This is a genomic window from Streptococcus cristatus (assembly GCF_008369405.1).
GTDB lineage: Bacteria > Bacillota > Bacilli > Lactobacillales > Streptococcaceae > Streptococcus > Streptococcus cristatus_G.
This window is the reverse complement of sequence record NZ_VSJJ01000004.1, coordinates 108,045-120,537: the sequence shown is the minus strand read 5'-3', so window position 1 is coordinate 120,537 and position 12,493 is coordinate 108,045. Positions and strand designations below refer to the sequence as shown.

Below are 12,493 nucleotides of genomic sequence, written 5' to 3'. Positions count from 1 at the left end.
CTCTAAAATCCCCAATAAAAGCGTTTCTGGTCTGCTTTTTCGCTGCAGCCGAGACTGCGATAAAATTCATGGGCTGATGTGCGGGAAATGCCTGAATTAATCCGAATTCCTGTGTAGCCTGCTGCTTTTCCCTCTTCACGCAAGGCTTGCATCAGCGCTCTGCCATGTCCCTGCCCTTGAAAATCCTGAGCGACGGCCAAAGCCAAGAGATTGAGCAAGGACGGAAAATAGAGACAGTCGTAGCTAGCCGCATGAGCGTATCCTATGACCTGACCGTCTTCTTCAACTACCAAAATCAAATGCTGGTCATTCTCTAGCAGCCTCTTCAGTTGAGCCTCCGTCGCTTCCCTATCGAAGTCATAGCCCAGGCACTCAGCATTGAGTCGCTGAATGGCTGCAGCGTCTCTTAGTTTTACCTTACGAATCATTTGTCACCTCGTTCTTCTCTTTATTATAGCAGAAAAGCAGTCTCTTTGACTGCTTTCAATGAACTATTCTCCCATCTGTCCCTTCAACCAAGACTCCGCCTCTTATAAAGGATAGTCTGTCAGGATATCTGGCTGGATGGTCTCATTCTCATAAAGCTTATTTCCATCTCTCACTCTTGGAAAACGCAATCATGAGACCCGAACCAGCTAGAACTGCCAAAAGAACAAGACAGATATTTTTCAGAGGATAGAGCCAGTCTTTATTTTCCTCATGCCATCTTGACTTCCAAAGGCCAACATAGTCAGCACTCATATGTTCGGGTTGATTCAGCTGGATATTGATTACAATAGCTAGTAAGATAAGGGCAAGTAAGGCAAGCGCAATCAGCCAAACTTTCTTCTTTTTCGTTAGGTTAAAATTCTTCATTCTTTTCTCCTTCTACTTTCTGTTTAAAACAACTTTTTACACTACTTTTCTTTCACTTCTATTTCCGAATGACGATAGCCGTAGCCAAAGTAAATCAAAATTCCCAAAAGCAGGGCGATGCCAAAGGCCAACCAAGTGTCCCACGTGTACTGAGTCATAAAGGAAAGGCAGATGACAATGGACAAAATCGGAGTTAGAGGCACCAGCGGAGTTTTAAACTCTCCTGCCTTGGGCTGCCCCTTTTCCTTGCGCAACTTCAAGATGGCAAAGGCCAGCATAATCAGATAAGCCAGAGTACAGATGTTGAGGAAAGAAGCGATGCTGGCAAGAGGGAAGATACCCGCACAGATAGCCGAGGCAATCCCCACCAAGACAGTAGCATTTTGGGGTACGCGGCTAGTAGCAGTCAATTCCTTGAAAGACCGCGGTAAAAGTCCGTCACGCGCTATGCTGTAAATCATCCGAGACAAGGCATAGGTCATGGAGATACAGACCGTGATCAGGGTCAAAATAGCGACGATAGAGACATAATTAGCCGCCCAATCCATCCCAATACTGCGAAGGGAGAAGGCTACTGCATCTGGGACATTTAGCTTGGTGTAGTGGACCAAGCCTGTCAAGACCAAGGTTACCAAGATATAGAGAATGGTCACGATCCCAAGAGAAAGGACAATTCCGCGCGGCACATTTTTTTGTGGCTCTTTAATCTCATCCACAGACATGGAAATCGACTCAAAGCCTAGAAAAGCAAAGAACATCAGAGAAGCTCCAGCCATAATCCCCGTCTGTCCGCCATAGATTTGACCAAAGCCGAACGGTGCAAAGTTGGACCAATTCTCAGGTCGGAGATGGAAAAGTCCAACGAGAATAAAGAGAGCCAAGGCTGAGAATTTGAGGACAACCAAGGCTGAATTAAAGCGCAGGGCTGCTTTTGAATTTAGAAGCACCACACCCGTCACAAAAAGAATGACCAAAATTGGCAAAATATCGACGTAGGTCCCTGCTTGTGGAGCAAAAGTTCCATTTAAGGCTGTCGGTAACTGAAAACCAAAACCGCCCAGCAACCCTTTCAGGTAAGAGGCCCAACCAGAAGCCACACCTGATATGGCTGTCATAAATTCCATGATGGTCAGCCAACCAGCCATCCAGGCCGGAAATTCCCCTAAAACAGCGTAAATATAGCTGTAAGCTCCGCCATTAGCTGGGACTCGAGAGGCAAACTCTGCATAAAACAGGGCAGAGATGCTGACACACAGGGCAGAAATCACGATCGACACAATCAAAGCTGGACCAGCATAAGTCGCCGCTCCAATTCCCGTAACCGTGAAAATCCCGGTACCGACCATGGCCCCAATTCCCAAAAGAATCAAATCCACCAGTTTCAGATGCCGCCGCATTCCTGTCCGGTTTTTACTAGCATCTTTTTTTCGAAAAATATTCATAGCAATCTCCCTCCAAGGCATAGATGGTTTATTATATCATAGATTGTTAGATTTACCAAAGTCTCTTTTTATCTGCCCCTTTTTCATCGGGCAAAGAAAAGCAAAATAAGAAGCTGGGAAAACCCAACTTCTTACATAGAAACAATCGTACGATAACTCCGAGAAGTAATCATAAAGACAATGACATAGCTGATAAAGAAGATAGCACAGACACCTAGCGTCACAGCCAGCATGAGAACTGAGTTAAGCACACCGAGGGCAGACAAGATCAAGCTCAACATATGATAGGCAAAGGTCAGATGGATAAAGGCGAAGGCCAGTGGCAGGAAGAAAACAATCAAGATCTGTTTCCGAATGGTTTGTCTAATTTGCTTCTCATCCAGACCGACCTTTTGTAGAATCACAAAGCGATCCCGATCCTCGTACCCTTCTGAAATCTGCTTGTAGTAGATGATGAGGATGGTTCCCAGCATAAAGACGATTGATAGAAAGATACCGATGAAGAACATACCGCCCAGCATTCCTTTGATTTCTTGCTTATCAAAGGCTGTCACCGAACCATAGACTGCTTGGTTTTCAGGCAAGGTCAGGTTAAATAGATGCAGCTTCTCTTGGTAAGCATCCCGCAGATTGCGCTGTTCTTCTGTTGATAGCTTAGTATTGAGTCCACCATAATAATCAAGGTTCACAGCGTATTTGTCCATCAGTGTGGAGAATACTTGACTTGGATTTTTAAGGACCATGTAGATTTTCTCTGGGACGATCATGTTCATCTGGTCTGGCAAATTGCCAAAGATAAAGTCTTCTTTGAGTTCCTCTTTGATTTTAAAGGTCTGACCAGCCAGCTGCAAGTCTTGCTTGGAATCTAACTTCACCCCTTGCTGATAGAGTGCCACCTCGTCATCCCCAAGATTCAGAGTTTTCCCTGTCATACTCTGATAATCCGCTTCTGAAACCGCTAGAATGTAAGCCTTCGGCGTGACAAATTTCTGATTGGCATCGAAAATATCAAGCTGGTTACCGACGCGACTTTTTACTCCCATCGTATAGTATGGATAGATAACTTTCTTCGTGACTGGCAACTGCTGCTCATTCACAAACTCTGTCAGCGCTTGGTCCATCTGCTCACCCGTGACTCCTTTTCCTTGAATACTAAAATCATGAGGAAACATAGCTTTTTGCATGTAGTCACCACCAGCATAGATATTAGCTCCGCCAGATAAGGTTACCAAGACCATGGTTGATAGGATAGCAATTGTTGCCAGACCCACCGCATTTTTCTTCATTCGGAAAATCAGGTTGGAAACGGAAATCATGTTATTGGGTTGGTAATAATAGGACTTCTTCTTTTTCAAAAATAGCAGAAAAACCGTAATTCCAGCATTAAAGAGCAGGTAGGTTCCCAGAATCACAAAGAGCACTGCGACAAAGAAGGTAACGACTGCTGATAAGGGATTGGTCACTCCTAGTGCAAGGAAGTAACCATAAGCCAAGGCTGCAAGGCCAAGTAGCGTTTGCAGGAATAAAAAGCGACTTTTCTTTTCTCCGCTATTCTTTTCTTTGACCAATTGCAGCGCATCGAGCTTTCTCAAGCGCAGACCATTGCTAATCATCAGGCAGAAAAAGACAAAGGCGTAGAAAATAGCAACCACGATAACTACAGCGGGCTGAAAAGTTGACGCCAAGACGACCTTCATCGCCATGATTTTCAGCAAGAGAGCATAGATCAGCTTGTCAAACAAGAGTCCAATCCCTAGTCCGAGGATAAGGGTGACCAGACCAAATACCAGTAATTCGATCACCACCATGACAAAGATGTGGGATTTATTGAGCCCTAGCACACTGTAAAGACCTAGCTCTTTGGAGCGATTCTTGAAAACAAAGCTATTAGCATAAAAGACGATAATGCTGGTCGTGATGCTGACAATAACCATCCCAAAAGATAGCACCATAGAAACGGCGCTTGCACCGGTCATTTTTACTAAATTGGGATTAAAGGTCAGGGAGAAAAAGATGTAGGAGATGGCGATAGCCAGACAGGTCGCCAGAGCGAAAGGATAATAAAGCTTACGATTTTTGATTAAGTTAGAAAGCGCAAGCTTACTAGTTAATCTAAGCATGAGCTTCCACCTCACTTGCCATAACTGTCAGAGTATCGGAAATCTCTTGGAACATCTGCCGCTCAGTCTTGTTGCCACGAAAGATTTGGTTGTAAAGAATCCCGTCCTTGATAAAGAGCACCCGCTTGGCCCGACTGGCAGCTGAAGTCGAGTGAGTCACCATGAGAATGGTCTGGCCGCGGTCATTGATATCGTCAAAGACATCTAGCAACGCCGCCGAAGACTTAGAATCCAAGGCTCCTGTCGGCTCATCTGCCAGCAAAATCTCAGGCTCTGTGATGATGGCCCGAGCCACTGCAACCCGTTGCTTCTGACCACCAGAAATTTCATAAGGGAACTTCTCTTGGAGTTTGTTAATCCCCAGCTCATTGCAGGTCGTCACCAACTTTTGCATCATCTCAGTAATGGGACGACGCGAGAGCACTAGAGGCAAGAGGATATTATCCTTGACCGACAGGGTATCCAGCAGGTTGAAATCCTGAAAGACAAAGCCCAATTTTTCTCGACGGAAGCTAGAAGCCTGACTATTTTTGATGGTTGCCGTATCAGTTCCGTTGAGGAAAACACGGCCTTCAGTCGGCTTGTCCAGCATGGCTAGGATGTTGAGTAGGGTGGATTTCCCGGAGCCTGACTCCCCCATGATGGCGACATATTCGCCTTTTTCTACCGTAAAGTGAATGTCCTTTAGCGCCTCTACTTGACTACCCTGAAAGCGGGTTTTATAAATCTTTTTCACATGTTGTACATCTAATAATGTCATTACTTGAACCTCTTTTTCATTACTTGATACTATTATCATACCGAAAAGCTTGACAAGTTTCCATAAGCTAATCTTTCATTTTAAACTCTTATCTTACATTTTTGTCACTTAGATATCTTCAAGTTATGTAAAAACTTGATTTTCACTAAGGGAAGATGACTGTATGACTTGAGCTACTTTGCAAGTTTGCCTCTCTTTCCCCTGAACTTTCAGTTCCATTTGGGCAAAAAGGTGGTGGGGCTGGGACAAAAGTCCTAGCCTCTCAATTGTCTTTGGATTGTCAAGCAAGACGCAGTGGTTGAGTGGGCTCTACTACGCTGATTTCATCAGCTTTTACAGCCCTACTCAACTGTGCGGAGGTGGGACGACGAAATCGAATTCTAACGAATTACCGATTTCTGTCCCACTCTCATCCCAGCCCCTTCACTGCATCTACTTCTTAATGACTATATTGTAACCAGAAATAATACTGGCTTGATGCACAGCCCAGTCTAGTTTTTTCGATTTCCTCCTTGGAAATCTTCTGAGCCTTTGGAGTGTGCTGTTTGTGGCTGAAGAGATTTGTTTTCATAGTGGGCCTCCTTTTATTTGGATATTGATTTTTGATTTGTTTTTCCTTACACCTATATGATATAAAATTCCCCGTCCCACTACCATCGAATAACCTTTCATTTTAAGCTTTAAACTTACATTTTTGTCATCTTAAATAGAAAATTTGACGATTGATAGTTCAAAAGCTTTATCTTCTAGTTTATTTCTTGAAACACTCCAAAAAGACCAAGGCATCTACCTTGGTCTTTCATTCGACAGTTTTAGTTGTCAAGATTCATCTTCTAGAGACTTAATCTTCTTTTTTCTTTAGTTTTGCTACAAGACTAGCTACTAAGCCTAAAAGTCCCATTCCTACCAGTGCTGCTAGCTGTGCGGAGCGGTTCCCTGTGTTTGGCAAACGACCACTGTCTGTTTGACTTGCTTTTCTCGCTTCCGATTTTGTTTCTTCAGCCTTTTGTTTTGCTTCTTCAGCATTTGTTTTTTCTTCCTCAGCTTTTGCTGGTGCTTGGGCAAGTCTTTCTGCTGCTAGCTGGGTCGGACTTTGACCTTTCTCAACTTCTACAATCCGAGTTTCGCCCTTACCAGTCTCTTCCGGTTTTTGAGGAGCCACATGGTAATTATCAGGTGATGGCTGAGAATCTTCTTTCTTCGTTCCGACCAGTACGATTCGATCTGTCGGAGCTTGAAGAACTTCTCGTAGCTTCTCTTCTCGCTTACCATCTGGATAAACTTCTGTGAGAACTCGTTCCTGACCATTTTGGCCTCCTTGAGCCACACGCTTTTCTCCTAGTTTGAGCGTCGGATCCTCTTTTTCAACTGTTTGGAAGTTGAGCTCTTGTTCGAGGACTTCTAGACTTGGCAGTTCCTCTTGGATAGCAGCTGCAGTTTTCCCAGTCACTGGTTTTTCCTTGGTCAATTGGATGCGGTATTCCTTGACATGCTTACCATTTTCTGAAACAAGGTGCACCAAGACTGGCAAATGGTCATCTCCACTATCCACAACCGTTGAAGCTACTTGGTCGCTTTCTGCTACTGTAATCTTCGGACGTTGACCTGTATACGTCACTTGATAATTCTGACGCTCTTGAGAGAAGTCTGGCAGTTCTTTTCCACCTACCAAAATCTTAGAATTTGTACTTTCCTTAGCTAATTCACTTGGTGCCAAGAAAGTCATTTCAGTTAGAGCAACACCATTCTTGTCATCTTTTCTTTCCATCCGCCATCTCATTGCTTTAGACTTGACAGCGTTAAAGCTTGCTGTAAGTTCAGTGCCTGCCTGGATTTCCTGATTGATGTTATATGGAACAGCTTCCCAGTTGTCAGGGTTGTTAAACGGATGATTTGGTTCGTAGGCTTGGTAGTTTGAGTAATAGACAGGAGCATCAAAATCTGGTCCAACATAGCGCTCTAAAACAAGTTTAGATGGTGCATCTGTTCCGCTATCAGCAAAGAAGCGTAGTTTAGCTTGAACGACCGTCCGTTCAACAATCTTGCCTTGGTCCTTAAAGATGACACCTGCTGAGACTTCTGGATTCGCTGACGGAGTAGCAGACCAGTTGGTCCAACGACGACTATCATCATGATCCCCATCATTGGTATAGTCCACACGGTCATGAGAACCTGAGTCAATATCATTGGTTGCTGAAGCAAAAGCTTGATTGCCATTTTCATCATAATATGGATTGTCTGATACAGACGCGCCTTGCTTATCGGTCACTCGGACAGAGAGCTCGACAGGTAGGTCACTACCAAGGACGCGACCTCGAACAGTAAATTCACCAGCTTTTGCCAGATTTTCAGCCGGAACTGGCTCCCACTCAACAGTCAGGTCTTTGACTTCATAGTCTGATGTACCCGTGAAGTAAACAGGAACTTTGTTTGGCAAGTCTAGACTTTGACCTAGGTGAAGCAAGCGAGACTGTTTCACTGCTGCTACCGGTTTGCGAGCCAGCAAGTCTTTATCAGTTGTAAAGTGGAGACGGTATTCTCCGAGGATATCTCCATTCTCAGCCTTCACGACAACACGGACAGGATCTCCCTCATGGACACTTGGAACGACTGTTGCCAGACCATTATTGCTGACACTAGCAGTTACTGCTGGTACTTTTCCATCGTTAGCTGGGAGATAATAGTCAGTCAAGCTTGGGTTAAAGTTTGGTAAGTCTTGACCAGCCACTTGGATGCGGGTTTCTGCCTCTTTCGCTGCAGCCACTTGTTTAGAGAAAATTTGGACTTCTGTGATCGAGGTTCCCCACTTGTCATCCGCTCTCACCATACGAATCCGAAGGGCATAAGTATCAACTTTATCAAAGTTAAAGTGATTCATTTCCCCAGCTTTGAGCTGATCTGGAGCTTTAAGATTCGTCACCGGTTTCCAGTTGGCAGCATCGTTGAAGACATGCTCTTCGCTTTCGACAAAGCTAGGATTCTTAGGCGCAGTCGGCACAGTCTTGCCAGCATAATACTCGATCACGTAGGATTTCGGAGCCCCAACCCCGTGATCTTCGTGGAAAGCTACATTCAGATTGTCTACTGCCCGCTTGGTCATAATACCAGAATCTCCAAAGAGAACGCCCACTGAAGCCTCATCTTGACGGTTCCAGTTCGTCCAACGATTGGCTGGTTGGTCAGTGTAAGAAATCACCTTATCATTGACATAAGATACTAAGTCACTTGGATTAGAGTCCGAAGCAAAGGCCAGTGGCAATTCTGAACCTGTCCATTGGTCAGAAATATTGGCTCCATTTTCAGTCTTAGCAGAGACACGGACATGGAGTTTGGTTGGCAACTGACTACCTTCTACCTGACCAGTGACCGTAAAGACGCCCTCTTTTTGATATTGACTTGGAGAAATAGCGTCCCAAGTAACTTTTGCTGAGGAAACTTGACCATTTGAATGGTAAGTTCGGACACTCTCTGGCAGATGTGGTGCTTCCGCAAGTGGAGTTGTCACGCTAACTTCCTCTACTGCTACAATGCCTTCCACAGACACCTTAGCACGCGCTTCCTGCTCAATACCTTCAACTTTTCCGACCACTTCAAAAGCATGATAGCGATCAAGGTTTTCTTTTTCGACAGCCTGCCAAGTAACCTTATGAACTTTAGGGAAGCCTTTATCGTACTCAACCGTCACGGTTGTTGGCAGTTTGGGTTCCTGATGCAAGTCTGTTACCACATGAACTGGGCGGACTGCTTGAACCACTTTCTTCTCCGTATTGGCTTGAATCGCTAGTTCCACTTGCCCTTCAGCACCGTCATACTCTGCTTTCAAAGTCACATTTCCTGGCTTGTGTAGTTCTAAAGTTCCTTTACGAACGGCAACTTTTCCTTCACCTTTCGTAGAGAAGGCCACCTTATCAGCCTGTAAAACTGCCTGAGTGCCATCTTGATAGTGAGCCAAAACAGTTAATTGGACAGTCTGGTCTTCTTTGAGACCGTCAGCTTGCTCAACTTGGAGACTCAAATGGTCAATTTTCGGTGCTTCTTCTAGGAATTGCACAGCATAAGTTTGCAGGGCTCCGCCATCTTTTGGCTGGACATAAATATTTGCGCGCATACCGTTTGAAGCACTGGCTTGAACCACTGTCACATCCGCATTTTCAGCTGTAGCTGCCACTGAAGGGAGCTGCGCTCCATAGGCAAGGCTCTGATAATGGACTGGTTTTTGACTGGTCAGGTCCGATACTGCCTCACCGCCCACAGTCACTAGTGGCGTCACAGGGCCAGCTGCTTCTCCTTCTTCCACGAGCAAGGTAGCAGAAATGGTATCGCCTGCTAGATGACCTGTCATTGGAATACGAGAACCTGCCACAGACAGTTTGGCTTGCTCTTCTGGCGCAATTTCCCATTTATCTACATCATAATGTTCGACACTGCCGTCAGTTAGAGCAAGAGGGATCGACTTGTCTACACTGCTCAAGTCCGTTCCAGGAGCTACTCGTTTAATAACTGGCAATTCTCTTTCAACAGCTAAAACTTCCACACGTGCTTCTACTTGGCGGCCGTCTGCCTCTCCTTTGACGGTTACAATACCTGAATGGCTAACGTCTGCTTGTGACCAAGTCACAGGACGTTCTGCACGACTACCGTCACTGTAAACAAAAGGAACTGTCGCGGGCAAGCTTGGAGCTTGTCCCAAAACTGTGCGAACTTTTGGCACTTCCGTACCCAAAACAGTCTTTTCTTTCTGCTCGTCCTTGCCAGTAAAGACCGTCACCTGGTCTGATTTTAATAAACCAGAATGGGCAGTCAGCGTGAATTTACCGGCTTGGTCTGTTGATTTGACAATGGCAACTCCCTTACCGTTAAAGGCTTTGCGGATCCAAGAACCGTCTGCTTGTTCCTTGTAACGTTCACGGCTGGCTTGCTCACCATTGTCTACACCGACAAGCTGGCCTTGTCCATGCAACTGGAAGCGAACGAGATTATTGGCAGTTGGCACGACATTGCCGTCACGGTCAACGATTTCATAGTAGATATAGGTCAAGTCTTTTCCATCTGCTGCGATAGCATGCTCTTCCTTGATCAAGCGTACGCCTGCAGGCTGACCTGCTGTGACAATCTTGTCGCGGGCAATCTCTTTACCTTGCTCGTCACGAGCTACAGCTTCCAAAGTGCCGGGTTGATAAGCCACTTTCCACTCAAGGTAGAGTTCTTGAGGATTTGCTCCTTCTTGGTAGCTGCGGCCGTCGCTGGTTTCTTTTTTATTAAATTTCTTGACTCCCAAAGATTGGTTGTTCAAGTACAATTCAACGCTAGCAGCATTGGAGTATGCACGGACTGGTATTTTATTTTCAGCATCTGCAACATTGTCTGCCAAGTCTTGATCTTCCCAGTTCCAGTGAGGAAGCAGATGAACCATAGGTTTCTTCTTAGCTGAAACCCACTGACTTTGGTAAAGGTAATAGTCATTTTTCGGAATGCCAGCCGTGTCCACTATTCCAAAATAAGAGCTCTTCACAGGTGTGTTATTTTGGTTGTGCCAAGGAGTTGGTTCGCCGATATAGTCTGTACCTGTCCAGATAAATTGTCCTGCGTAACCAGCGTTATCTCGATCAAAGGTCCAAGAAGCGGTTGCCGTTTTACCCCAACCAACACGGTCGTTCCCATAGTCAGACTGCTCGTAGTTGCGCCAAGACTGATTGCTTCCAACCCATTCTTGCTCTGGATGGAAATAGCTGCCACGCGTACGAGTTGCTGAAGACGTTTCAGAACCATAAATCAACCAGTTTGGATGTTTGGCACGTAAGGCCTTGTAATTGTCTTCTGAGTAGTTAAAGCCAACTGCATCCAGTTCATCTGCGATCTTTTCATGACCACCACTACCATCACCAAAGCGGAATTTGTCAGCTCCCATCGTGACATAGCGGGTCTTATCAACTGACTTGATGACCTTGACTAAGCGTTTAACCGTCGCTAACGAATGAGCATCGCCGTTTGCTTCACCGATTTCATTTCCGATCGACCACATAACGATGGCAGGATTATTTTTGCCTCTTTCAACCATGGTCCGCAGGTCATAGTCAGACCATTTTTCGCCCTTTTTAGCTTCTGGGTGAGTCGCATCTTTTTCAAAGAAACGACCGTAGTCATAAGGCTTCTTGCCTCCATACCAAGTATCAAAAGCCTCTTCTTGGACCATCAGACCCAGTTCCGCCGCAATCTGCAAAGTCTGTTCGCTGGCAGGATTGTGGGTCGTACGAATCGAATTGACCCCCATTTCCTTCATCTGCTTGAGGCGACGGTACTCTGCCTTATAGTTTTCCTCTGCTCCTAGAGACCCGTGGTCATGGTGCAAGGATACTCCGTGGAACTTGACCTTCTGGCCATTAAGAGAGAAGCCTTCGTTTGGAGTCCAGTTATAATAACGATAGCCAAACAAGTCTTTCTTCGCATCGACGAGCTGACCATCACGATAGACCCGCGTTACCAACTCATACAAGGCAGGCTTATCATTAAACACGGTCCACAGTTCCGGCTTTTCTACTTCTAATCTTGCCTGGATGGTACTGCTTTCGTGGGCTTTTATTTTTTGGCTAGCAGTGCGGATGAGGTCTGTGACTGCTTCTCCGCCACGTCTGACAATCTGATACTCCGCAGTGATTTCATGGTCTTTATCGTCTGTGTTGACAATCTTACTGGTCACATGAGTTGCAACCTTACCGTCTTGTTGTTTCTCAAGTTCTGGCGTTAAGATAGTTGTACCATTTTTCTCAACATGAACCTTATCTGTCACTTGCAAACTCACATCACGGTAGATCCCACTTCCTGAATACCAACGGCTACTTGGTTGCTTGTTGACAACGTGCACAGCGATGACATTTTCCCGACCATCTTTGTGGAGGTATTTAGTAATATCGTATGAAAATTGGTTGTAACCATTTGGATAATGCCCGACCAGCTGGCCATTGACAAAGACCTGCGAATCCATGTAGACACCATCAAATGTGAGACGAACATTTTTATCCAGATCTTTTTCGTCTAATTTCAGAGGCTTACGATACCAAGCATCTCCACCATTGAGCTGGCCACCTTCGTTTTGTGCTGGTGATTCATGGTCAAAATCAAAGTGGATACTCCAGTCATGAGGCAGATCCAATTTTTTCCATGATGTGACATCCGTCTCAGCTTGAACAGCTTCCTTAGCATTAGCGTTTAATTTAAAGTGCCAATTCTGATTAAAATTCACTTTTCTGTCTTCGATCATTTGGCTCTCTTCTTCCTTGGTCGCAGATTTTATCTCAAGCTGCGCAACTTTCTCTTGA

General features: G+C 45.3%; 6 protein-coding genes and 1 pseudogene. All 7 read right to left on the bottom strand.

Annotation, left to right across the window (positions count from 1 at the left end; all coding sequences use genetic code 11):
* Positions 1–2: 2 nt before the first annotated feature.
* Positions 3–428 (bottom strand): GNAT family N-acetyltransferase, encoded by a 426-nt coding sequence (locus FXF62_RS05230; RefSeq protein WP_149517922.1) that lies wholly within the window; start codon positions 426–428, stop codon positions 3–5.
* Between the two features lie 157 nt (positions 429–585).
* Positions 586–855, bottom strand: coding sequence for a hypothetical protein (locus FXF62_RS05225; protein ID WP_149517921.1), 270 nt, complete (start codon positions 853–855; stop codon positions 586–588).
* Between the two features lie 41 nt (positions 856–896).
* Positions 897–2,297: an amino acid permease gene (locus FXF62_RS05220; RefSeq protein WP_149517920.1), complete on the bottom strand. Its 1,401-nt coding sequence runs from the start codon at positions 2,295–2,297 to the stop codon at positions 897–899.
* 131 nt (positions 2,298–2,428) lie between these two features.
* On the bottom strand, positions 2,429–4,417 hold the full coding sequence (locus FXF62_RS05215; RefSeq protein WP_149517919.1) for an ABC transporter permease: 1,989 nt from the start codon (positions 4,415–4,417) through the stop codon (positions 2,429–2,431).
* Positions 4,410–5,177, bottom strand: a complete 768-nt coding sequence (locus FXF62_RS05210) for an ABC transporter ATP-binding protein (protein WP_005590953.1) — start codon at positions 5,175–5,177, stop codon at positions 4,410–4,412. Before FXF62_RS05210 ends, FXF62_RS05215 begins: the two co-directional genes overlap by 8 nt.
* A 439-nt stretch (positions 5,178–5,616) precedes the next feature.
* Positions 5,617–5,748: a hypothetical protein gene (locus FXF62_RS10870; protein WP_262366324.1), complete on the bottom strand. Its 132-nt coding sequence runs from the start codon at positions 5,746–5,748 to the stop codon at positions 5,617–5,619.
* Between the two features lie 270 nt (positions 5,749–6,018).
* A pseudogene (gene bgaA / locus FXF62_RS05200) lies at positions 6,019–12,459 on the bottom strand (LPXTG-anchored adhesin/beta-galactosidase BgaA); the annotation flags it as partial.
* Between the last annotated feature and the right edge of the window lie 34 nt (positions 12,460–12,493).

Coding starts and splice junctions, on each gene's coding strand:
- FXF62_RS05210 (WP_005590953.1), bottom strand. CDS start 5,177: ATGACATTATTAGATGTACAACATGTGAAAAAGATTTATAAAACCCGC.
- FXF62_RS05215 (WP_149517919.1), bottom strand. CDS start 4,417: ATGCTTAGATTAACTAGTAAGCTTGCGCTTTCTAACTTAATCAAAAAT.
- FXF62_RS05230 (WP_149517922.1), bottom strand. CDS start 428: ATGATTCGTAAGGTAAAACTAAGAGACGCTGCAGCCATTCAGCGACTC.
- FXF62_RS05225 (WP_149517921.1), bottom strand. CDS start 855: ATGAAGAATTTTAACCTAACGAAAAAGAAGAAAGTTTGGCTGATTGCG.
- FXF62_RS10870 (WP_262366324.1), bottom strand. CDS start 5,748: ATGAAAACAAATCTCTTCAGCCACAAACAGCACACTCCAAAGGCTCAG.
- FXF62_RS05220 (WP_149517920.1), bottom strand. CDS start 2,297: ATGAATATTTTTCGAAAAAAAGATGCTAGTAAAAACCGGACAGGAATG.